Genomic DNA, 23,158 nt, shown 5'->3' on the forward strand with positions numbered 1-23,158 from the left:
TCATAGGTAAGGGGTTCGATGATCGGTCCGGCGCGCGTGAGGCCGGGGTCGGCATCGCCTATGAAGCAGGGCAGGACACCGCGGCCAGCACCGCCGCGGATCAAGTAGAAGAGCATGTGCGGCGTATTCGTCCAGCCGGTAATCCAGTAGTCCGGCTGCTCGAACGTCCATTTGTCGGCGGGCGTGATCGCAATATCGGTGCCGAGCGAAATCCAGTTGCAATTGTCGCCGCCGAAGCCGGCCGCCTGATAGACGGCGTGCGACACCGTCACCGAGCGGCGGATCGCAACATTGCCGCTTTCGGGACGTCTGTGCCTGATGGCGACATGCGCCTCACGATAGGTGAAATCGACGCTGGTATCGCAGGTCTTGTAACACATGCGGAACCGGTCTTTCGGCGTCCAGACCTTGGCCAGATGATCGGCAATGAAACGGGATGTCCAGCTATCGGCGGCCATTGAGACGATCGGCAGCGTAAGCACTTCGCCGCGCCAGTCGGAGATCGATTGCGCGGCTTCCTGCATCATGCGCACGCGCTCCAGGAGCGCCGTGCCGTCCTTTGCCAACCCGTAGCCGGTCGGTCCGCGTGTAAAAAGTGCGCGGCCGGTCGCGCGCTCCAGCGCCAGCATGCGCCGGCCGATCGTCGGCGCGCTGAGGCCGGTCTGGGCCGCAGCCGCTGACAGCCCGCCGGCTGTCGCGACATGATAGAAGAGTTGGAGGTCGTCCCAGCTCGCGTCTTTCATTTTTGAAAACCCCCTTTCTTCCGCGGCTCTACATCCGGCTGCGGCGAAGGCTTAGTTCAGGTGCTCCGGCAGATAGATGGAGAACCCGACAATGCTTCTCAACTGGGTAGTTCTCTGGAACGAACTGGAGATTAGAAACAGAAACCGCCACGACCCTCTAGCCGACCCGCTCGAAGGGCCGGAATGGCAAGGCCTCCAATGGCTCGCGCCGGTGATCGTGCGGCTTGCCTCGCGCAACGGAGCCCGCCATCCAGACCGTGTCAGACGTCCGTCTCGAAGCTCAGGCGCAGCACGTGATGCAGGAATTCCGCATTGATCAGCATGTTGAAGCTGATCGTCACCAGCTCGCCTTCTCGCTTGACGACGGTCGAGCCGATCTCGTCCTGGATGCCGAGGATCTCGAGGAAGAAATGGTGCGGAAGCTCGATCCCCGGGTTTACTTCGAGGACGGCGCCGGCGAGGTTGATCGTACGGATAAGGCAGCGAACCTGCGTGCCGGTGCTGAGGTGATGGCCGACGAAGATGATCTTGCCGGGCCGGTCGAGCGTGAAATCCCGATACGATTTCTCCCGCTCGCTATTGTCGTCGTTGAGGTGCGTCTGAAAGGCCATATCAGCCTCCGCTTGTTGTACGGTTGAAGGGTAACGCATGAATGCTGACAGATGCTGAACGGGATTAGTAGAATTTGAGCCTTGTGCGTGGCGGGACAGAAAAGTCCTGCAATTTCGTGATCCCGAGCGAGCCGGGCGATCCCATTCTGGGGCATTCTTGACAGGCAACGCCGCTTCCGCCATATCAGGCGCCGGTTCGAGGCGCCTGCCGCTCGCGGATGAAAGTCCATGGTGAAGTTCTCGAAATTCACGTCGCAGCCAATTGGTGCATGCTGACTGACGGCAATGCGAGCTCCCTTTTGCAGTCGAAACGGCATGCCTTCCGAAAGGCTGAACCCATGACGACGACCTATCCCACGATCAATGAGCTGAAGGCCCAGGCGAAGCGCCTGCGTCAGGCGATGGCAACGCGCGGCACCGCAATCTCGCACGGTGCGGCACTCGAACTCGTTGCCGAACAGCACGGCATGCGTGATTGGAATACGCTCTCCGCTCTCGCAACCAGACCGAATGCCGAACCGATCGCCGCGCTTTCCGTCGGCTCCCATGTTCGAGGCCGCTACCTGAACCAGCCCTTCACCGGCACAGTTCTGGCGCTTGCGGAGACCGGCGGCGGACTCCACAAGGTCACCATTCATTTCGACGAGCCGGTGGACGTGGTGACATTCGAGAGCTTCTCGGCGTTCCGCCAGCGCATCAACGCGCAGGTGGACGCGAGTGGCGTGTCTCCACGCAAGACCTCGAACGGCCTGCCGCATCTCGTGCTTGATCTCTGATCTTTCATCTATGGATCAATTTTGGCAGCCATCGCATTTCGCGAGTTGCTGTTCGCATGGATTTTCCAAATGACACAAACTGTCCAAGAGAACATTTTTCTATCGGGCCGCCTGTTGCCCGTCTTCGCCCGCACGGCATTGCCCATCGTCCTGATCACCACGATCAGCGGCCTTTTCGCTGTGGTCGACGCTTATTTCCTGGGTGCCTATGTCGGACCGGCTGCTCTGTCTGCCGTTACCCTGATTTTCCCGGGGAGCTGATGATGATCATCGCGCTGCAATCGCTTGTGTCGAACGGCATGGCGAGCATCCTGGCGCGGCAACTCGGGGCTGGAAATCGCGACGGTGCCCGCCGGACATTCGCAGCGGCTCATGCCTTGGCCGTTCTGTTCATCGTTGCTTTGAACGGGATCTACTGGTTTGCGGGTCCCGGCATCATCGATGCTGCCGCATCGGGTGATCATCAGGTCGCGGTGAATGCCACACGATTCATGGCCATCATGATCGAATGTTCACCCGTCGCCTTCTTCCTGTCGCTGAACATCGATGCGCTGCGTTGCGAGGGCAAGATCGGTTTCATGACGGCGGTAACCTTGGTGTCGACCCTGCTTAACATCCTGGCGAACTGGCTCTTCATGGCTGTTATGCATTGGGGCGTCGCGGGGTCCGCGATCGGCTCCGTGATCGCGCAGGCGATCTGTCTTGGAGCCATTCTCCTCTATCGCTCGCATAGCCCTGCGGCGCTTCGACCGGCAGGCGCGTTCAACGTCGCGGAGTGGCACCGCATCATTGCACTCGGCGCGCCGATGAGCCTCGGCTTCATCGGCATTTCGCTGGGCTCGGCGGCGGTCATCCTCAATCTCTCGATCTTCGAAATGTCGAACTATGTCGCGACCGTCGGCGCCTATGGCATCATCACCCGCATCATGACTTTCGCCTATCTGCCGCTGCTCGGCCTGAATATCGGTTTCCAGACGATATGCGGCAACAACTACGGCGCCGGCCGTTTGGATCGCGTCGGGCGCAGCCTGCAGATCGCGCTCCTTTCTGCACTGGTCTACTGCTCCGCAGTGGAACTGATGATTGAACTGCTCGCGGATCGGATCGGTGCTATCTTTGTCGCCGATCCGATCGTGATCGGCGAGGTCTCGCGTATCCTGCCCTGGACGATCGGCGCCTATTTCCTGTTCGGCCAGATGATCGTCCTGTCCGGATATTTCCAGTCGATCGGCGATGCGAGAAGGGCGGCCATATTCGGCCTGTCGCGACCCTATGTATTCACTTTGCCCCTGACGTTTCTTCTGCCGAGGATTATCGGAGAAATGGGGATCTGGATGGTGCCGGTCTTTGCCGAAGCCTGCATGTTCATCCTAGCAGGCGTCGTACTCTCGCGGCTGGCAAGGAGCCGAGGCTGGCAATACGGGCTGTTGCCCGCTTGAGACAATGCCGCGCCGTCAGGCGCGGCAAGCATTCACCCGAATCAGGCCTTCAGCAGCCACTCGTGTTCCGGCGCATTGTAGAACTTCCAGATGCGTTTCGGGCCGGCCATGACATTGAGATAGTAGAGGTCGTAACCGTGCGTGGCGGCGCAGGGGTGATAACCCTTCGGCACCAGCGTCACGTCGCCGTCTTCGATCGCCATTGCCTCGTCCAGCGAACGGTCGTCGGTATAGACCCGCTGGAAGGCGAAGCCCTGCGGCGGGTTCAGGCGGTGATAATAGGTTTCTTCCAGCATGCTCTCGTGCGGAAGGTTGTCCTGATCGTGCTTGTGCGGTGGATAGGAAGACGTGTGGCCGCCGGGGGTGATCACCTCGACGACGAGGAGCGAATGCGCCGATCCGTCATCCTCCGGCATGATATTGTTGACGTAGCGCACATTCGTGCCCTTGCCGCGCGTGAGCGCCGGATGCGTGCCCGGCAGAATCGCCTTTGCCTCGTAGGTGCCGCCGCCGGGGGCCGAGCAGACTGCAAGCTCCAGATCGGTCTCGGCCGTCACCGACCACGTCGACTTCATCGGGATGTAAAGCGCATGCGGCGGCCCCTCGAACGGGTTCATCCGCTCGCCGAGCGCGCCGAAATCCTTCGTCCCGGCTTTGGCCTTGCCTTTGCCGCTCACCCAGACGAGGCAGACCTCACGCTCACCGGTCTCGCCCGACGCCGTTTCGCCCGGCTTCAGCCGGTGAAGGTCGAAGCCCACATAGGTCCAGCCAGCGCTTTCCGGCGTGACGTGGGTGACGCGGCCGTTGGTGCCCGATGGTTTCACCTTGAGGTTTGGCATTGGTGTTCTCCTCACGAATTATATGGATGCGGCCCCCTCATCCGGCTGCCGCCACCTTCTCCCCGCTGGGGAGAAGGGTTTTGCCGTGCCGGCTCGTTTCCCTTCTCCCCAGCGGGGAGAAGGTGCCCGAAGGGCGGATGAGGGGCTTCCGCTCCGGCGGTTTCGAAGGCTTACCCCTTCGGAAAACCTTCAGTCTCTACCGTATATCCGGCAGCCGTCATCACACGCATCAGTTCGGCATGGCCGATCTCGGCCATCTTCTGCGGCGGGGCCTTGCGCGGGTCCTGTTCGGCCTCGACCACGAACCAGCCCTCATAGCCGTAGTCGGCCAGCCGCTGGACGATGGCGCCGAAATCGAGCGAGCCGTCGCCCGGCACGGTGAAGGCGCCGAGCGCCACCGCGTCGAGGAAGGACTGCTTGCTACGGTCCAGCCCATCGACTACGGGCTTTCGAATGTCCTTCACGTGGACGTGGTTGATGCGGGCATGGTGATTGTCGATGGCGCGCAGCACGTCGCCGCCGGCAAAGGCGAGGTGACCCGCATCGAGCAACAGCGGAATGCCTTCGCCCGAATTCCGCATGAAGGCGTCGAGTTCCGGCTCGGTTTCGACCACGGCGGCCATGTGATGGTGGTAGGAAAGCGGCATTCCCTGCTCGGCGCACCATTCGCCGAACTCGGTCACGCGGCGGCCATAGGCCTTCATCTCGTCGTCGGAAAGACGCGGCTTGGTGGCGAGCGGCTTGGAGCGGTCGCCCTGGATCGAGCGGCCGACTTCGCCATAGACGATGCAGGGCGCGTTGACCGCCTTGAACAGCTCGATCATCGGTGCGATGCGGTCTTTGTTGGCGGCAAGCTCCTCGTTGACCAGCGTGCCCGAGAACCAGCCGCCGCAGAGCGTCACGTCGGCGGCGCGCAGGATGGGCAGCATCACTTCGGGATCCTCCGGGAAGCGGCGGCCCTTTTCCATGCCGGTAAAGCCCGCGCTGCGCGACTGCCGCAGGCATTCCTCGAGGGACACGTCGTCGCTGAGCTCAGGAAGGTCGTCGTTCCACCATGCGATGGGCGACATGCCGAGTTTGGCCTTCATTACTATTTCTCCTCATATTTTAGTGGCCGAGGCCCCCTCATCCGCCTGCCGGCACCTTCTCCCCAAAGGGTAGAAGGGGATGTGCCGCACCATCTCGTTCCCCCTTCTCCCCAGGGGGAGAAGGGGCCCGAAGGGCGGATGAGGGGGCCTCCAGCTCTACGTCTCAAAATCGATCAGCCGACGCGCTGGGCGGCGCGCGCCTTGACGTAAGCCGCATGCGCCTTGTTGACCTCACCGCGCGGGCTGACTTCCGGGACGGCAACATCCCACCAGTGGCCGCCAGCCTCCGTCGTGACCAGCGGATCGGTGTCGATGACGAAAACCGAGGTGCGGTCGTTCCTCTTCGAATCGGCGATCGCCTTTTCGAGTTCCGCGATCGAAGCGACCTTGACGGCGATGGCCCCCATGCTTTCGGCGTGCGCCCGGAAGTCGATCTCCGCCATCACCTCATGGCGGGCATCCTTCAGCAGGTTGTTGAAGTTCGCGCCGCCGGTTGCCATCTGCAGGCGGTTGATACAGCCATAGCCGCGATTGTCGAGAACGACGATATTGAGCTTGAGGCCAAGCATGACCGAGGTCGCAAGCTCGGAGTTCAGCATCATGTAGGACCCGTCGCCAACCATGACGACGACCTCCCTTTCCGGATGCGCCATTTTGGCGCCCAGGCCGCCGGCGATCTCGTAGCCCATGCAGGAGAAGCCGTATTCAAGGTGGTAACTGCCGGGGACCGTGGCCGGCCACAGCTTGTGCAACTCGCCGGGCAGGCCGCCGGCGGCGCAAAGGGCGATCGACTTTTCCAGATCGATCGAGCGCGTGACCGCGCCGATCACCTGCGCATCAGAGGGCGGGGCGGCATTGGTGGTTGCCATCGCCTTTGCCGCGGCATCCATCCAGCGGCTCTTTTCGCTCGCGGCCTTTTCGGCGAGCGCGGCCGGAGCCTTCCAGCCGGCAAGGCCGCTCGACAGAGCCTTCAAGCCTTCTCGCGCATCGGCAACGAGCGGATGGCCGTCGTGCTTCAGCGCGTCGTAGGCCGCAATGTTGAGGCCGATCATCTTCAAGCTTTCATTCTTGAAGAGCGCCCAGGAGCCGGTCGTGAAATCCTGCAGCCGGGTCCCGACGGCGATGATGAGATCGGTTTCCTCAGCAATGGCGTTGGCAGCCGATGTACCCGTCACGCCGACCGAACCGAGCGCCAGCGGATGCCGCTCGTCGATTGCCGACTTGCCGGCCTGGCTTACGACTACGGGAACGCCGTGGGCTTCGACAAACGAGGTCAGCTCCTTCGTCGCCTGCGAATAGAGTACCCCGCCGCCGGCGACGATCACCGGCTTCTCGGATTTCTTGATCAGTGCGATGGCATTCGCCAGCTCGTCCGCATCCGGGCGCGGCCGGCGTTGCGTCCAGACACGCTCGTCGAAAAAGCTTTCCGGGTAGTCGAAAGCCTCCGCCTGCACATCCTGGCAGAGCGACAACGTCACCGGACCGCAATCGAGCGGATCGGTCAGCACCTGCATGGCACGCTTCAGCGCCGTCATGATCTGCTCGGGGCGGGTAATGCGATCGAAATAGCGCGAGACCGGGCGGAAGGCGTCGTTGGCCGAAACCGTACCGTCGCCGAAATCCTCGATCTGCTGCAGCACCGGATCCGGTGCCCGATTGGCGAAGACGTCGCCGGGCAGGAAGAGGACGGGAATGCGGTTGACATGCGCGACGCCCGCCGCCGTCACCATATTCAAGGCGCCGGGGCCGATCGAGGTCGTGCAGGCCATGAAGCGTCGGCGGAAGCTCGCCTTGGCATAGGCGATCGCAGCATGCGCCATGCCCTGTTCGTTATGGGCACGATAGGTCGGCAGTTCGCCGCGTACCTGATAAAGCGCTTCGCCGATGCCGGCGACGTTGCCGTGGCCGAAGATCGCCCAGACGCCGCCGAAGATCGGCATCTTCTTGCCGTCGACCACCGTCATCTGCTTCTTGAGGAAATGCGCGACAGCCTGCGCCATCGTCAATCTTACCGTCTTGCCCATCGGGTCCTCCCGCATCCTTGCTTTTTATTTTCCCCTCCCCAACCCCTCCCCACAAGGGGGAGGGGTTAACCAGCCGCATCGCCTCATATTTCCACAGCGGTTCCCGCAGGATGGCTGCTGTTTGGGCGGTGCCCCAAGTTAAGTCCCTCCCCCTTGTGGGGGTTGGGGAGGGGTTTACTTCCTCAGTTAAGCCCGCGCGTTTTCAACCAGGCCTCGGTCAGCTGGCGGAAACGACCCGCCATCTCGGCGATCGCTTCTTCGTCGCTCATCCTGCCGGAAAGCCAGGCGCGTGCGGCGTCGGCGAAAATCGTGCGGCCCACCGCAAAGCCCTTGACGGATGGCGCGGCGAGCGTCGCCTCGAAACCTTTCACAAGCTCTTCGGCGGGCGCCTCCAGCCCAAGCAGCACGATACCCCGGCACCACGGATCGTTCTTGGCAATCACGGCGTCGATCTTCTTCCAGGCAGCACTCGAAGCCTGCGGCTCCAGCTTCCACCAATCAGTCTTGATGCCGAGCGCGTAGAGTTCTTCCATCGCAGTCGGGATCGTATCGTCGGTGAGTGGCCCGTTCTTGCTGGCGATGATCTCGACCAGCAGCTCTCGGCCCACTTTTCGCGCCGCTTCGAAAAGCGTGCGAAGCTTTTCCTGCTGCTCCTTCTTCAATTCGGCCGGATCGTCCGGATGATAGAAGCAGAGGCACTTGATGCAATGGTCGAGCGGCCATTCGACGAGCTGCGAGCCGATGTCCTGGCTGAATTCGAACTTCAGCGGCTTAGAGCCGGGCAACTCGACCGGGCGGCCGATCCAGGAAAAATTCTTGGTCGCCGCATCGAAGAAGGCATCTCGCCCGAAGCGTTCGTCAATCAGCATGCCGTAGCCGCTGCGGCCATCGGCAACGCGTGCGGCTGCTTCGACAGCAAGGCGCTTAAACTGGGCAATCTTCTTGTAGTCGGTGCCAAGCTCGTCGCAAACGCTCGTCAGCTGCGAACGATGGTCGATCGCAAACGCCATCAAGAGCGGAATCTCGCTCTTACGGGTCGACGCCCAGTGAACGTGGTTGATCGCCTCGTCCTTGCGCAGCGCCCGGTGCTTGCTGCCGTTCTTCAGGAAGAAGTCGAGCTCTGCCCAGGTTGGATATTCCGGCGAACAGAGCAGGCGGGAGACAGCAAACGCGCCGCAGGCATTGGCCCAGGTGGCGCAGGTTTTCAGCGGTTCGTCTTTCAGCCAGCCGCGCAGGAACCCGGACATGAAGGCGTCGCCGGCCCCGAGAACGTTGAAAACTTCGATCGGAAAGCCCTGGCCGACGATGCCTGCCTCGAGATCGTCCGAAATCGGTCCGTCATAAACGACGCAGCCCATCGCGCCGCGCTTCAGCACGATTGTCGCCGGCGACAGGCGCCGGATTTCCTTCAGCGCGCCGAGCACGTCATCCGCGCCGGAGGCGATCAGGATTTCCTCTTCCGTGCCGACGATCAGATCGCAATCCGGCAGCGTTTCCTTCATCTTCGAGGAAACGCGGTCGGATTTCACGTAGCGCTCGAAACCTTCCGCGTGACCCGCCAGACCCCAGAGGTTCGGCCGGTAGTCGATGTCGAAAATGACTCTGCGGCCGTTCGCCTTGGCGATGCGGATCGCCTTGCGCTGCGCGGCTTCGGTGTTCGGCCGGGAAAAATGCGTGCCGGACACGAGGACGGCGCGGGACGACCTGATGAAGTTCTCGTCGATATCGCTTTCATCGAGCGCCATGTCGGCGCAATCCGAGCGATAGAAGATCATCGGCGAAACGCCTTCGGCTTCCACCGCCAGAAGCACGAGGGCAGTCAATCGCTCCTTGTCGGTGACGATGCCATCCGTTGCGACACCCTCGCGTGCTGATTGCTCGATGATGAAGCGGCCCATCTGTTCGTTGCCGACGCGGGTGATAAGCCCGGACCTGAGGCCGAGACGCGCGGTACCGATCGCGATGTTGGCCGGGCAGCCGCCGACGGATTTCGCAAATGAGCCGATATCTTCCAGCCGGGAGCCGATCTGCTGGCCATAGAGATCGACGGAAGAGCGGCCGATGGTGATGACATCGAGAGACGGTTCGGGCTGTCGACCCGGATTCGGTTGCGCCATGATCTCCTCCGCGTGATTTTGCAGATCTTTGCCGCCTGCAGCTTCCGCAATGAAACATCGGTTCCGATTTTTTGTCAATTCGGAATATCTATTCCATTTCCCATTTTTCGGCTTTTCGGATTTTAAGTTTGCGCCGGCGCTCGGCGATCGCCACCGGCAGCGCCATTGTCAGCGCCATGGCGGCCGAAAGGGAGCGGAAGCCGGCGAAGTCCGCTTCGGCAACTTCGAACCAGCAACTGGCCTGCGAGGCGAGCGGCGAAAAAGCCGAGTCGGTAATCGCAACGACGGGCACGCCGCGGTTGACGAGTTCCGCGGCCTGGCTGAGGCTATCGGCCGCGTAGGGCGAAAAGCTTGCGGCGATCGCCGCATCCGTCGGCCTCGCGAACTGCACCATCTCCAGATCGACCCCGTTCGGCGAAGCGACGATCTGATGGCGGATGTTCAGTTTCGAAAAGGCGTAGGTCAGATGCGCCGTCAGAGGGTAGGAGCGGCGCTTCGCTATAAGATATATGGTGTCTGCCGCGGCCAGAATATCGACCGCCTTGGTGAAGGTCTCCGCGTCAACCGTCGCGGCCATGCGGCTGATGGACTGGCTCGCTGCCGAGATGAAGCCGGAAAGCAGATTGGCATCCTCGTCGCCGCCGTCCGATTGTTCCAGCGTGACGAGGCGTTCCTCGTAGCTCAGGGTCCGGTCGCGCAGCCGTGCGCGGAAAATGCTCTGGAGATCGGAGAATCCCTCGTAACCGAGGTGATGCGCGAGCCGGACCAGCGTCGATGGCTGGACCTCCGACGCCGCGGCAATACTCGCCGTCGTGCCGAAGGCGATCTCGTCGGGATTGGCGAGCGCGAAGGCGGCGACCTGGGCAAGGCGCTTCGGCATGCTCGCCTTGCGCTCGATAATGGTACTGCGCAGGCTTTCGAAATCGCGCGGAACGCGGACAAGTGTCTTGGCGTCATTATCCATAAGGGCCGTCCAGTGGATGAAACAAATATTCCATGATCGGACTATAGATGATTTGGGTTTTCGATCCTAACTGTTTTCATTCAAAGGCATTTGGCCGGGACTGGCTCCCGCTTCCCGCGAATGGCTTAGTGACAACGCTTGTCAAAACGGTCCAGATATTCCAAAAATCGCTGCGGGACATGGAGGAGCGCCCGAGATGAAGTCACTCGGAATCGGTTTGATCGGCACCGGCTATATGGGCAAGTGCCACGCGCTGGCCTGGAATGCGGTGAAACCCGTCTTCGGCGATGTTGAGCGCCCCAGGCTCGTGCATCTCGCCGAAACAACAGCGGAACTTGCCAAATCGCGGGCTGCCGAATTCGGCTTCGAAAAGGCGACGGCGGACTGGAAAGCGCTGATCGCCGATCCGGAGGTCGATGTCGTCTCGGTCACGACACCGAACCAGTTTCACGCCGAGATGGCGATTGCGGCTCTCGAGGCGGGAAAGCATGTCTGGTGCGAGAAGCCGATGGCGCCTTCTTATGCCGACGCGGAGCGCATGCTGAAGGCGGCGAGGACATCCAGCAAAATCGCGGTGCTCGGATACAACTATATACAGAACCCGATCATGCGGCACATCAAGACGCTGATCGGCGAGGGGGCGATCGGCACCGTCAACCATATCCGCGTCGAGATGGACGAAGACTTCATGGCCGATCCTGACGCCTTCTTCTACTGGAAGAGCGAACTGTCGGCCGGTTACGGTGCGATCGACGATTTCGCCGTACATCCGCTATCGCTGCTTTGGTATCTTTTCGGCCATGTCGAGGCGGTCATCGCCGACATGGTGAAGCCTTACGCAGATCGTCCGCTCAGGGATGGCGGGCGGCGGCCGGTCGAAAATCATGATGCGGCAAGCGTCCTGATGCGCCTTGGCGGTGGGATTTCCGCCGTGTTGATGGCCAACCGCGCAGCCTGGGGCCGCAAGGGTCGCATCGCCTTGCAGATCTTCGGATCGAAAGGATCGATCACATTCGATCAGGAGCGCTTGAACGAGTTCGAGCTCTATCAGGCTGACGGCCGCGGCACCGAGCAGGGCTACCGCAAGATCCTCGCCGCACCCGCTCACCAGCCCTACGACCGCTTCATTCCGGCGCCCGGCCACGGATTGGGCTTCAATGACCTGAAGATTATCGAATGCCGTGAACTGATACGCGCCATTTCCGGCGCGCCGTCGTCCTTGGTGACATTCGAAGACGGTCTCAGGATAGAGAAGTCCGTTCATGCCATGGCACAGTCCTTCCACGAGCGCCGCTGGGTCGAGATCGTCTGACGAGGAAGATTGCTCCTGTTGACGGCGCTGGGGGCGAGGGCTACCTCTCGCCTCTACAATGAAACGCAGTTTCCGGGAGTGAGACGTGACGGACAGACTGGTAATCATCGGTGCGGGGCAGGCGGGTTTCGCGATGGCGGCAAAGCTCCGTGCTCTGAAGGACACCCGGCCGATCACCATCGTCGGCGCCGAAGACGTTCTGCCCTATCAGCGCCCTCCGCTGACCAAGAAATATCTGCTGGGCGAGATGACCTTCGATCGCCTGCTGTTCCGCCCGGAGCACTGGTATCCCGACAATGACGTCGAAATCCGCCTCGCAACCTGGGCCGAGCAGATCTACCGCGATCAGAAGCAGGTCGCGCTGCAGGACGGCTCCATTCTCGACTACGGCACGCTGGCGCTGACGACGGGCTCGACGCCGCGCAGGCTACCAGCAGCGGTCGGGGGCGACCTTGATGGCGTCTATGTCGCCCGCGACAAGCGTGACGCGGACCTTCTGGCCGACGAGATGCGTCCCGGCCGCCGTGTCCTTATCATCGGCGGCGGCTATATCGGCCTCGAAGCGGCGGCGGTCGCGCGCCATCGCGGGCTTGAAGTGACCGTCATTGAAATGGCCGAACGAATCCTCCAGCGCGTTGCCGCCAAGGAGACGGCCGATATCGTCCGGGCGATTCACCAATCCCATGATGTGGCGATTCGCGAACACACTGGCCTCAAGCGCCTTGTCGGCAGGGATGGGCGTGTTTGTGGAGCAGAACTCTCCGACGGCTCCGTCATCGACATCGATTTCGCCATCGTCGGCATCGGCGTCGTCCCCAACGACCAGTTGGCCCAGGACGCGGGTCTTGATATTGCAAACGGCATCATCGTCGACGAATTTGCCCGTACGTCGGATCCCTCGATCTACGCCGCCGGCGATTGTGCCATGCTGCCGTGGCACGGCGGGCGAATCCGGCTCGAATCGGTGCAGAACGCCGTCGACCAGGCCGAAGCCGCGGCCGCGATCATTGCTGGCGGCGACGTTCCATACGACCCGAACCCGTGGTTCTGGTCCGATCAGTACGACATGAAGCTGCAGATCGCCGGCTTCAATCTCGGCTACGACGAGACGATTCTCCGCCCCGGAGTCCGCGAAGGCGCGCACTCCATCTGGTATTTCAGGAAAGGCGCGTTCATCGCCGTCGATGCGATCAACGACGCAAAGGCTTATGTGACCGGCAAGAAGCTCCTGGAATCGGGCGTCAAACCGGACAAGGCGGTCCTTGCCGACGCATCGGCCGACCTCAAGCAACTGCTTTCGTGATGCGGGAGGACGTCTTCGGCGGTCGGTGAAAAAGCCTAAAAAGAGCTTGATTCACCTGCCGAATAACTCTATCAGGCTCCCACCGGAGAGGTGGCCGAGTGGTCGAAGGCGCTCCCCTGCTAAGGGAGTATACGTCAAAAGCGTATCGTGGGTTCGAATCCCATCTTCTCCGCCATCCCTTTTCATGTCTGGATGTTTAGAAAAATCGAGCCCTTGTGGCTGACGATTTTTTTGTGACCAGCTTGGCGTCATGGCTTCAAAGCCATTTCATGTCAGCTGCGGGCTCGGCCGGCGGCGCCGTCAAGGCCAACGAGATTGGCGATTGCTCTGCAACCTACGTCTTTCTTAACCAGGGACAGTGTTCGTAGAGCCGGTCGCGATAGATTTTATGCGAGATTCCCGGCATAGCCGGGAATCTCCGTTTCGCTTAAGCCGATAAACCCTCAGCCTTTCGTCCACCGTTTGTTGGCCCAGGCGGCAACGTAGTCGTAAAGGTTCTTCGTGGCGTTGTCGTAGGACACCCCGGTCTGCTCGGAGCAGGGCTTGCAGGGCGTCATGCCGTGAACGGCGCCTTCGACGACGATGAAATCCTTGTCCTTGCTGGCGGAGAGATCGAAGATCGTTTCGCCGTCTCTGACGAAGTAATGACCGCCCATCGACATCACCAGCGTCGGTATGGTGATCGATTGCACCGCGCAGAGGGTCGAGTTGTTGCTCGAGCAGATATCGATGTCGTTCAATGCATCCTTGGAGCGGATGGCATTGGCGCTCAGGAAGGATTTCACGGTCAGGAACAGCGCGCCGCCATTGAGGCTCGCATCGACTTTGGCATTCTTCGGGGTGGATACGCGGACCGAGCGGATCACCTCCGTCGAGATCGAGCCGTCATTCTTCAGGAGTTTTTCCGGCCGCTGGGTGCAGCACCAGACATCCGTCGAGATGTCGGAGAGGCGGGCGCGGTCGCGATACGCGATGAAGGGCTCGTCGTCGCCGCGCCGATCCTTGCCTGATTTCAGGTCTGCCTTCATCTGCAGGGCCTTGTCGATCAGCTTGTTCATGCGAACAGACTGCGCCTTTGAATAGCGCTCGACGAATTCGGCCGAATAATGCGAGTCGCCCTTGGGATTGAACCCGTTTGCCGGATTGAAGGGATCGAGCGTCGGGTCGAGATCGTCTGGCTTGCTCTCGTCGGTCACCGCGGGGTTCAGCCCACGTAACGTATTGATCGTATTGCCGGGGTGGGCATCGAGGAAGACCACGCCGTCTGCCTTCGGCAGATCCTTGACATCCTCCGCCGAGCATTTTGAGAGCTTGTTCGGACCGTCGCAATAAGACGCCCCCTTTTCCGCAACGGCCTGATAGTAGCTCGTGCTGGGTCCGCCGCCGGAATGGCCGATCAGGATCACCGCCTTGATACCGGGCTGCTTTTTCAGGAATTCGACCCCTTGCTTAATATCGAGCGCGATATCCTCGAAATTGACCGCAGCCTCGTTATTGTCCGAGCGCGGATTCATGCCGAGGACCATGAAGCCGCGCTGCGCGAGTTCTTTGGTGGCGATCATGCTCATGAAGTTGGATGTGCGGTGGATCGCCAGGAAGGCGACAGGCGAGGGGGTGCCGTTATCCGGCTTGTAAAGCGCGCCCTTCGTGGCGCTTGGTGAAAACTGGATATATTCCGGGTGGCTTTGCGCGTAAGCCGTGCCGCCCAGGGCAAAGCTAGCTGCAAGTGCCAGTGCTAAAGCCAATAACTTATGGATTGAAAACATATATTCCTCCGTTTCAGACAGTGATGAAAGGCAAAGGGAAGAGGAGGGCGCCGATGCTCGGCGCCTTAAAGAGGCTTTGTTGGTTTGTAATGGGCGGCGCAGCTAGTTGGCGCTCGCCTGGCCGTAGAGCTTGTCGATGAAACCGCTCTTGTCGAGATCGGCCATGAAATGGGCGTCGTAATAATATTCGGCCGGATGCATGGTCATCTGGTGAAAATTATAGACTTCCATCGCCTTCTTGATGCCGTCGACGGAAGGATACGGCTTCTGTGGCAGCTCGGCGATTTCCTGGTCATACATGTGCTGCTGCGCATCCCGGTCCGTGATGTTGAACCATTTTGCCAGGGCGTCGAAGACGACCTGCTTGTTGGTCTTGGTCAGTGCGATAGCCTCGACGGTGGATTTGACGAAGCGGGCGGCGGCGTCGGGATTGTCCTGCAGCCATTTGCGCTCGACGGTGACGCTTGAGCCGACGAGCGGGATATTGTAGCTCGCGAGATCGACGAGGTCGTGCCAGCCTTCCTTTGCGGCGATTGCCTGGATCAATTCGCTGCCGACCACGGCATCGACCTGCCCCTTTTCCAGCGCGTTGATATTGTTGCCATTCGCCATCAGCGAAATGTCGTGATCGGGATCCCAGCCCATATGCTCGGCGAAAAGGCGTGCCGTGACATGGGTGACCGAGCCGAGTCCGGAAAAGCCGAGCCGCTTGCCCTTCAGCTGGTCGAGCGAGGTGATGTCGTGAGCGACGATGATATGGTCCTGCAGCTTGTCGTCCGTGGTTGCGAGAATGACGCGGTCGACCGCCCTCGCATCCGTCGCCATGCCATACATCATCGGGACGCCGCCCCCGATCGAGATCGGCGCTGCCTTGCTGTCCTTGCCGACGAAGCTGTCAGGCACATTGATGCCGCTATGGCGGATCTTCTCCGCGGCATCCGGCGTGATGAACTGATGGACGTTCAGCCCGTTCTTTTCGTAGATTCCCGCATCGGCAGCGACAAGGAAGGTTACCTTGTTGATCGAAACGTCGCCAAGAGCGACATCGATCGGCTTCGAGTCGGCGGCAAAGGCAGGAACGCCAGCGATGAGCGCCAGGGATAAAACTGTCGTGATCTGCAGATTTCTGATCATCGTGATCCTCCCAAAATCGATAATGAAGAAAATCCAATTTGGATCGCCGCGGCCGTGGCAACACGACCGCGACAGGCTGGTACAGCGAGGTGAAAGCAGTGCAGACTGAGCAGCTTGGCCGCCGGGCACTCCAAGCGACGGTCAGTTCGCCTTGGGATCGGCATAGACCTTGTCGATGAAGCCGCTCTTGTCCAACTCGGCGACGAAACTGTCGTCGTAGAAATAGTCGGCGTCATGGCGCTTAAGTTCGCGATGATTGAAGAGTTGTTTCACGAGCTTGATGCCGTCGGCGGCGGGATAAGGCTTTTCCGGCGCGGCGACGACCTGGGCGTACATCGCATCCTGCTGTTTGGGATCGTTGATGCCATACCATTTGGCGAGAACGGCTCTCACGACATTCTCGTCCGACTTCATCAGCGCGTAGGCTTCGATGGTCGATTTGACGAAGCTCATTGCTTCATCATGATGATCGGCAAGCCACTTGCGTTCCACATTGATGCCGGAGCCGGCGAGCGGGATCTTGTAGTCGGTCAGGTTGACAAGATCCTTGGCGCCGTTCTTCTCGGCCATGGTGTAGTAGATCTCGCTGCCGATGAACGCGTCCACCTTGCCCTCTTTCAGCGCCGAATAGGCCATGCCTTCTTCCATCAGCGAGATGTCGTCGTTTTGGCTCCATCCTTTCTGGCGCAGAAATTCCAAGGCCATCAAATGGCTGACGGAGCCAAAGCTCGAATAACCGAGACGCTTTCCTTTCAGATCGTCGACGGAATTGAGCGCTTTGGAGCTGATGATATGAAACCGGGCCTGGCTGTCGGTCGTGGCGATGATGACGCGATCGGTCGAACGCGCATCCGTGGTCATGGAGACGATCAGCGGACTGCCACCGCCGACCGAGATCGGCGCCTTTTCGTCCTGCTCGTCGGTGCCGACGAATTCTGCCGGAACATTGATGCCGCTGCGGCTGATGCGCGAGGCTGCCCCCTTGGTAATGAATTGATGGATGGTCAGGCCGTTCTTCTGGTAGATGCCGTTATCGGCGGCGACCAGGAAGGCCACCTTGTTCAGCGAGACATCCCCAAGGGCGACGTCGATTGCGCTGTCCGCAGATGCCGCCATGTTTGCACCGAAAAGCAACGGCAGTGCCACTGCCAGTCGCGCTACGAGTATTCTCATGAATTTCCTCCCATATTTCGTCCCCGAGGCCAAACGACAGCGCCCGGGCAAAATGCCAGGTTGCCTTTTATCTCGTATCTGGATACAGGTGCGGAGACTGGTCCGTCGGTAGGGCACACGATCTTCCGGCAATATCCTCCACGCCGGAATAAATTCAGCGTTACACGGACTGCATTTCCCGACAAAGATAAATTGTATTGGTTAGCAAGCTAATTTTTAGCTACCTACCAAACTGCGTTTCATGGCCAGTTCGGTGAAGCATTGGCGGTGCCGCGCGAAATTTCGACCGCCAGGCATCTCATTTATTGCTCAATGGCCTTTCTCGTCTGCGAACTCCAAAAGCCGAAGTCCAAAATGGACAATTATTCCCTTCTCCCTCCATCGATTGTTTGTACCCTTCACAGGATGCGTGGGAGGAGAACAGTGAAATGGCAGATACAAAGCTTTGCATTCTGACAGGCGCCGCTGGCGAGGTCGGTCGGGCGACCGCCAGGCGCTTCGCCGAGAGCGGCTGGTCAATGATCCTCTGTGACCGGACTGATGACGTGAAAGCACTGGCAGAAGGTCTCTCCACGGAGTTCGGACGCCAATGCTCCGGGATTCAGATGGACCTGACCAATGATGACGAAGTTGATTCCGTCGCTAGAACAGCCGCCGGCCTGGGGATCCCGTTGCGCTTCCTTGGATTGATCGCCGCCATCAACCATCCGGCAATCAGCATAGAGCAGATGGACATGTCCCTCTGGGATAAGGTGCAAAACGTAAACCTCCGGGCAAACGTCAAGTTCATCAGTGCTTGCGTTCCACTGCTGCGGAAATCCGGAAATGCTTCCATCGCGACTGTTTCAAGCTTTTGGGGGCGGGAAGGGCATGCATACTTCAGCCCCTATTGCGCCTCGAAGGCGGCGCTGATCTCCCTGACGCAAAGCGTTGCAGCAGAGCTGGCGCCAGATATCCGGGTCAACTGCGTAGCCCCTGGAAACATCAACACCCCGATGCATTTCAACGCCCTCGCCGTCGAGGCAGAACAACGCGGCATTTCCGCGGATGAAATGCGCTCCATCGAATGGAACAAGATTCCGATGCGCCGCCCGGCGGAAACTGCGGAAATTGCCTCGGCCATCCATTTCCTCTCGACAGAGGACTCCAGCTACTTTGTTGGCGCCACTCTCGACGTCAACGGCGGCTGCCGATTCACGTAATCGCACGGCATTCGAGGAGGACACACGCAAATGCCGGATCAGGTAACAGTGATGGCACACCTGGTGGCTCGGCCCGAAAAGGTCGATGAAACCAGGGCATTTCTAATGGCGTTGATTGAGCGAACCCGTGCGGAGAATGGGTGTGTCGACTACGACCTGCACCAAAGCGACGACAATCCAGCCCAGTTTTCGTTTTATGAGAACTGGATCAGCCGGGAGGCTTTGGACAGGCATATGGAGACGCCCTACTTGAAGGAACTGGTCGAACGAAAGGACGAGTTCCTCGCACTGGACCCGGATGTCCGGCTCATGACCATGATATCCAAGCGGAAATAGCGATTTCAGGCCTACGCAGGCTGTACCTTCTCATTGGTGGGCGACTTCGCCTGCGGTTTGCGCGCAGGTCCTGTTGTTCCCCGCACGACCATGTGCGGGGTCAGGAGAATGCGCTTCACAGGCTGATGGAGATTGTCGATCAGGCTCATCAAGAGCTCCGCGCTTTCAGATCCGAGATCACGGCCGGCGGTATGCAAAGTGGTCAAGGGCGGCGAGAGCATGTTCATAAACGGAAGATCGTTGACGCCGGCGATCGAAATCTGTTCGGGGCAAGCGACACCGGCCGATCTGAGGGCCACGAGGCATCCAACTGCCAGAAGATCATTGAAAGCGAGGACCGCGCTGCTGGTCAGCCCGTTCGCCAGCATCTGTCCCATGATGCGTTCGCCCTCCGCAACATCATAGGCTTGTGCCTCGATCACGTCGAAGCGGCAGCCGGCAGCCTTTTCCAATCGCGTGCCCGCGTTGAAGCCAGCGAGCCTGTTCTGGGCCGTCGACGCGGCCAATGGCGGTGTCACATAAGTGATGTCCCGATGGCCGAGATCGAGCATATGTTCGACGAGCGCTTGGACTCCGACGACATCGTCCATCGAGACGGAGGAGATGCGGCTGTCCCGGGGGTCGCGCAGAACCGCGACCGTCGGTATCCCAAGCTTCAGGCACAGGTCCACTGACGGGTCGTTGAGTTCGAAGCTTGCGACGATGAGGCCGGCGACGAATTGGCTGCCCATGCGTTCGATAATCGAACGCAGCTTTGCCGGATTGTAGTCTGAGTTCGCGACGAAGGTCACATAGCCTTCCTCCGCGACGCGCTCTTCGATGGACGCGATGATCGGCGAGAACAGCGGGTCACTCAGATTGGGTACGATAAGACCAATCGTGCCGGTCTTCTGCGTACGCAGACTGGAAGCCAGCGTGTTGGGTTTGTAGCCGAGCTGCTCCGCGACCTTTTCGATTTTCCGGACGACCTTGCTTGAAATCCGATGGCTTGCCTTCGGGTTGAGCGCCCGAGAGGCCGTCGAAACGTGCACACCGGCACTGTTTGCGACGTCGACAATGGTTACGCGCGAACGCTTCTTCTGATCCTCGCGGAGAGTGTCACTCATCTCGTTCCAGCCACGTTGCAGTGATTCAGTGCTACCTTCAGGAAAATAAGCGATCAAACCTTTGCGCACAAGCGAGCGTGTCTGGAACCGCCGGAGCACTCAGAACGACTGCCACAAAAGCCATAGTTGGGAAACTTTAATCAGCTCTGACCCTGAAAGGCTCTCTGACGACCCATTTGCCGCAAAAAACCGCGTTTGCCTTGTCGGTTTGTAAGCGGGCTGACGTCACAAACGGGCGGAGGACATCGGCACTGTCCGCATCTTGGCCGCCGCGTCACTTCCAAACTATAAATAAAGACAAACGGTTGCACAAGGAAACGGTTGGTGGAGACCTCACGCCTCCCGCCGTTTTAAAGGCATCAAGAGAAGACGTCGCGGAAAATTGAGAAATTTTGCGCAAACGTTTGCACTTGACTCTAGCCCTGATCCCTTTTATCGATGCGGTCGGAGGCGGCAACATCGGGTGCCGGCGGGACAATGGAGAGGAATCTGCAATGGCCTGGGATATGACGCGTAGTTTGAAGATCGCGTTTGTAGGAACGGGCGCTCAAGGCGCGTCAATCGGGGCCGATTTCGTGTTGGCCGGGCTGGATGTGACGTTTATCGAGCAATGGCCGGAGCATGTCTGCGCCATGCGAGAGAATGGCATAACCGTCAATCTGCCTTCCAGGTCAATCAATGCAAACGTTCGCGCTATGCACCTATGCCAGGTGGCGGAGCTTCGTGAGCCCTTCGACATCGTTTTTCTGGTCGTCAAGGCCTATGACACCCGTTGGACATGCCAGTTGATCGCGGCCGTTCTGGCGCCTGACGGCTTGGTCGTCGGGGTCCAGAATGGGATGACGCTCGACGACATCGCTGCCGTGGTCGGCGATGAGCGCTGCGTGGGCGCCGTATTCGACATGGCCTCCAACATGTTCACGCCTGGAGTCACCAATCGTCAGAACGATCACGATACCTCCTGGTTTGCGCTTGGTGCCGTTGATGCAGGCAATCGGCAACGTGTCGAGCGGATTGCCGAATTGCTGCGACATAGCGGTCGTGTGGAAGTCTCCGACGACATTCGCTCCGCCAAATGGATGAAGCTGATCGTCAATGCCGCTCAACTCGTTCCATCAGCGATATTGAACCTTCCGTTTGCCGAGGCGGTGAGAGCGCCCGGCATGGAGGGCGTCATGCGAGCTGCCGGTTACGAGGCAATGCGGGCCGCGCAAATTGACGGAGCAAAGATTGTTCCGATCCTCGGGATGCCGCCGACGAAAACCAACGATCCGGAACGGTATGTCGATGAGATCTTCGACGAGGTTCTCAAGACTTTCATGATGCCCGATACGCTGACGACCGTGCTGCAGGACTGGCGAAAAGGTCGGCGCGGCGAAGTTCTCGACATCAACGGCCACGTTGTGAAGACGCTGGAGAAGGCCGGTCAGTCTGCGCCCGCCAATAGCAGGATCGTCGACGTCGCGCTTTCGATCGAGAAAGGCGAGCTGCAGGCACAACCATCCAATAGCTCCCTTCTCGTCGCGTGACCAAATGCGTGAAGGAGGCATCCGCATTGGTCCTGTGGGAGAGAATTTCAGGCGCGCCAGTCGAACGGCTGGAAATGTTTTAACCGCGCGAGCAGCGCATGCCATTTGCAAAGGAGAGAGCCACATGACTTGGGATAAAACGCGCGGCCCGAAGATCGCGTTCGTCGGAACCGGCGCGCAAGGGGCATCGATCGGTGCTGACTTTGCCCTGGCCGGTCTCGATGTCACCTTCATCGAGCAGTGGCCCGAGCATGTCACGGCGATACGCAAGGACGGCATAACCGTAAACTTGCCGACACGGACCATCAATGCAAAGGTTCCGGCGCTTCATCTCTGCCAGGTTGCGGAAATCAAGGAGCCATTCGATGTCGTCTTTCTCGTGGTCAAGGCCTACGACACCAAGTGGGCGTGTCAGCTCATAGAGCCGTGCCTGGCTCCGGACGGCTTGGTTGTCGGCCTTCAGAACGGCATGACACATGAGGACATCGCCGCCATCGTCGGCCGGGAACGAACGATCGGTGCGGTTATCGAAATCGCCTCCAATATGTTCGTGCCGGGCATCACCAACAGGCAGAATGACCATGATACGTCATGGTTTGCGCTTGGCGCGCTCGATCCGAAGACGCAGGAGCGTGTGGAGGACGTTGCCGAACTGCTGCGCAACTCCGGCACGGTCGAGGTCGTCGACGACATTCGCTCCGCCAAGTGGATGAAGCTCGTCGTCAACGCGGCTGAACTGATCCCGTCGGCAATTGTCAATCTGGCATTGGCCGATGCCGCCCGCGCCCCGGGAATGCTCGAGGTGATGCGGGCCGCCGGGTACGAGGCGATGCAGGCAGCGCTCGTCGACGGGGCAAAGATCGTTCCGATTATCGGTATGCCACCGGTCACGACCAATCATCCCGAACGATACGTCGATCAGATTTTCGAGGAAGTGCTTAAGACGTTCTCGCAGCCGGACACGCTGACCACGTCCCTCCAGGATTGGCGCAAAGGCCGGCGCGCGGAGGTCCAGGAAGTCAACGGCTGGGTCGTGGATATTCTGCGAACTCACGGTCAGTCATCGCCGATCAACCAGCGCGTCGTGGAGGTGGCCTTCGACATCGAAGCCGGGAGACTCGAAGCGCAACCGGAAAACTCCAGGCTTCTGATCGAAGCCCATGAGGCTATCGCCGACCGCCGATGAAGCGCGGAGGTACGGCGCACCTATCGATGTGCATTTAACCTGAGGAGGAGAATGGCATGAAATCGCATTTGAAATTCGGCCTGTTTGCCGGGTGGCTGCTGACAGCCGCCACCGCGTGCGCAAGCATCGTGCTTCCCGCCGGCCATGCAACCGCGGGCGAAGCGAAGGGCGGACGTCTGATCGTCGGCATCGACGAGACGGCCTCGGAATATTGGTCGGAATATCTGCAGGGCGTGAAGGATATCGCCGCGTCGCTCGGCAAGGAGCCCGCCGTTCTGACGAGCAATTATCAGGGTGATCAGCTACTGGCGCAGCTTGGCGCCACCTACTCAGCCGGGTGCAATCAATGCGCGCTTGCGACCGATCCGTCGTCGAATGCCTTCGTTAAGGCGGTCGTGAACAGATCGGCCAAGGCCAAGGTGCATGTCGTCACGATCTGGAACCGGCCCGAAGACATCCATCCTTGGGACACCAATTCCAAGTACTGGGTCGCCCATACGTCCTTCGACG

Annotated in this window: 18 protein-coding genes, 1 tRNA gene and 2 pseudogenes; 10 read left to right on the forward strand and 11 right to left on the reverse strand. The window is 60.0% G+C overall.

Annotated features, from left to right (window positions below):
• A partial coding sequence (locus tag ACPYOI_RS26150) for a LysR family transcriptional regulator (protein WP_481423578.1) occupies positions 1-743 on the reverse strand: 743 nt, incomplete at its 3' end.
• Positions 744-1,003: 260 nt separating this feature from the next.
• Positions 1,004-1,354 carry a hypothetical protein gene (locus ACPYOI_RS26155; RefSeq protein ID WP_481416234.1) on the reverse strand — a complete coding sequence of 117 codons (351 nt, stop codon included), beginning with the start codon at positions 1,352-1,354 and terminating at the stop codon, positions 1,004-1,006.
• A 338-nt stretch (positions 1,355-1,692) separates the two neighbouring features.
• Here ACPYOI_RS26155 and ACPYOI_RS26160 point away from each other — a divergent pair, with 338 nt between their 5' ends.
• On the forward strand, positions 1,693-2,130 hold the full coding sequence (locus tag ACPYOI_RS26160; RefSeq protein ID WP_481416233.1) for a glyoxalase superfamily protein: 438 nt from the start codon (positions 1,693-1,695) through the stop codon (positions 2,128-2,130).
• 69 nt (positions 2,131-2,199) lie between these two features.
• A pseudogene (locus ACPYOI_RS26165) lies at positions 2,200-3,569 on the forward strand (MATE family efflux transporter).
• A gap of 41 nt (positions 3,570-3,610) precedes the next feature.
• On the opposite strand, the gene iolB reads toward ACPYOI_RS26165, so the two are convergent.
• The 5 genes from iolB to ACPYOI_RS26190 all read right to left on the reverse strand — a co-directional run bounded on the left by iolB (position 3,611) and on the right by ACPYOI_RS26190 (position 10,601).
• Complete coding sequence (iolB, locus tag ACPYOI_RS26170) at positions 3,611-4,408, reverse strand: 5-deoxy-glucuronate isomerase (protein ID WP_481416232.1); 798 nt, start codon at positions 4,406-4,408, stop codon at positions 3,611-3,613.
• Positions 4,409-4,578: 170 nt separating this feature from the next.
• Positions 4,579-5,496 carry a myo-inosose-2 dehydratase gene (gene iolE / locus ACPYOI_RS26175; RefSeq protein WP_481416231.1) on the reverse strand — a complete coding sequence of 306 codons (918 nt, stop codon included), beginning with the start codon at positions 5,494-5,496 and terminating at the stop codon, positions 4,579-4,581.
• A gap of 173 nt (positions 5,497-5,669) precedes the next feature.
• Positions 5,670-7,520, reverse strand: coding sequence for a 3D-(3,5/4)-trihydroxycyclohexane-1,2-dione acylhydrolase (decyclizing) (iolD, locus tag ACPYOI_RS26180; protein ID WP_481416230.1), 1,851 nt, complete (start codon positions 7,518-7,520; stop codon positions 5,670-5,672).
• Positions 7,521-7,702: 182 nt separating this feature from the next.
• Positions 7,703-9,637: a bifunctional 5-dehydro-2-deoxygluconokinase/5-dehydro-2-deoxyphosphogluconate aldolase gene (locus tag ACPYOI_RS26185; protein ID WP_481416229.1), complete on the reverse strand. Its 1,935-nt coding sequence runs from the start codon at positions 9,635-9,637 to the stop codon at positions 7,703-7,705.
• Positions 9,638-9,725: 88 nt separating this feature from the next.
• On the reverse strand, positions 9,726-10,601 hold the full coding sequence (locus ACPYOI_RS26190; RefSeq protein WP_481416228.1) for a MurR/RpiR family transcriptional regulator: 876 nt from the start codon (positions 10,599-10,601) through the stop codon (positions 9,726-9,728).
• 196 nt (positions 10,602-10,797) lie between these two features.
• Here ACPYOI_RS26190 and ACPYOI_RS26195 point away from each other — a divergent pair, with 196 nt between their 5' ends.
• The 3 genes from ACPYOI_RS26195 to ACPYOI_RS26205 all read left to right on the forward strand — a co-directional run bounded on the left by ACPYOI_RS26195 (position 10,798) and on the right by ACPYOI_RS26205 (position 13,391).
• A complete protein-coding gene (locus ACPYOI_RS26195) occupies positions 10,798-11,913 on the forward strand; it encodes a Gfo/Idh/MocA family protein (RefSeq protein ID WP_481416227.1) in 1,116 nt (371 codons plus the stop codon).
• Positions 11,914-11,998: 85 nt separating this feature from the next.
• Positions 11,999-13,216, forward strand: a complete 1,218-nt coding sequence (locus tag ACPYOI_RS26200) for an NAD(P)/FAD-dependent oxidoreductase (RefSeq protein ID WP_481416226.1) — start codon at positions 11,999-12,001, stop codon at positions 13,214-13,216.
• 84 nt (positions 13,217-13,300) lie between these two features.
• A tRNA-Ser gene (locus tag ACPYOI_RS26205) sits at positions 13,301-13,391 on the forward strand.
• Positions 13,392-13,659: 268 nt separating this feature from the next.
• On the opposite strand, the gene ACPYOI_RS26210 is transcribed toward ACPYOI_RS26205, so the two are convergent.
• From ACPYOI_RS26210 to ACPYOI_RS26220, 3 genes are all read right to left on the reverse strand, one after another.
• Complete coding sequence (locus tag ACPYOI_RS26210) at positions 13,660-14,982, reverse strand: alpha/beta hydrolase family protein (RefSeq protein ID WP_481416225.1); 1,323 nt, start codon at positions 14,980-14,982, stop codon at positions 13,660-13,662.
• 102 nt (positions 14,983-15,084) lie between these two features.
• Positions 15,085-16,116, reverse strand: a complete 1,032-nt coding sequence (locus ACPYOI_RS26215) for an ABC transporter substrate-binding protein (RefSeq protein WP_481416224.1) — start codon at positions 16,114-16,116, stop codon at positions 15,085-15,087.
• Positions 16,117-16,257: 141 nt separating this feature from the next.
• Positions 16,258-17,289 carry an ABC transporter substrate-binding protein gene (locus ACPYOI_RS26220; protein WP_481416223.1) on the reverse strand — a complete coding sequence of 344 codons (1,032 nt, stop codon included), beginning with the start codon at positions 17,287-17,289 and terminating at the stop codon, positions 16,258-16,260.
• 305 nt (positions 17,290-17,594) lie between these two features.
• Between ACPYOI_RS26220 and ACPYOI_RS26225 the strand changes: the two genes are divergently transcribed.
• Both ACPYOI_RS26225 and ACPYOI_RS26230 read left to right on the forward strand, forming a co-directional pair.
• Positions 17,595-18,491, forward strand: coding sequence for an SDR family NAD(P)-dependent oxidoreductase (locus ACPYOI_RS26225; protein ID WP_481416222.1), 897 nt, complete (start codon positions 17,595-17,597; stop codon positions 18,489-18,491).
• A 30-nt stretch (positions 18,492-18,521) separates the two neighbouring features.
• Positions 18,522-18,827 (forward strand): putative quinol monooxygenase, encoded by a 306-nt coding sequence (locus ACPYOI_RS26230; protein ID WP_481416221.1) that lies wholly within the window; start codon positions 18,522-18,524, stop codon positions 18,825-18,827.
• A gap of 11 nt (positions 18,828-18,838) precedes the next feature.
• Here ACPYOI_RS26230 and ACPYOI_RS26235 read toward each other — a convergent pair whose 3' ends face one another.
• Positions 18,839-19,933: a LacI family DNA-binding transcriptional regulator gene (locus tag ACPYOI_RS26235; protein ID WP_481416220.1), complete on the reverse strand. Its 1,095-nt coding sequence runs from the start codon at positions 19,931-19,933 to the stop codon at positions 18,839-18,841.
• A 494-nt stretch (positions 19,934-20,427) separates the two neighbouring features.
• Between ACPYOI_RS26235 and ACPYOI_RS26240 the strand changes: the two genes are divergently transcribed.
• The 3 genes and pseudogenes from ACPYOI_RS26240 to ACPYOI_RS26250 form a co-directional block, all read left to right on the forward strand.
• Positions 20,428-21,462, forward strand: coding sequence for a ketopantoate reductase family protein (locus ACPYOI_RS26240; RefSeq protein WP_481416219.1), 1,035 nt, complete (start codon positions 20,428-20,430; stop codon positions 21,460-21,462).
• A gap of 124 nt (positions 21,463-21,586) precedes the next feature.
• On the forward strand, positions 21,587-22,648 hold the full coding sequence (locus ACPYOI_RS26245; RefSeq protein ID WP_481416218.1) for a ketopantoate reductase family protein: 1,062 nt from the start codon (positions 21,587-21,589) through the stop codon (positions 22,646-22,648).
• 56 nt (positions 22,649-22,704) lie between these two features.
• Positions 22,705-23,158 (forward strand): annotated as a pseudogene (locus ACPYOI_RS26250) (sugar ABC transporter substrate-binding protein); the annotation flags it as partial.

Source organism: Rhizobium sp. SVR5-2C (genome assembly GCF_056755115.1).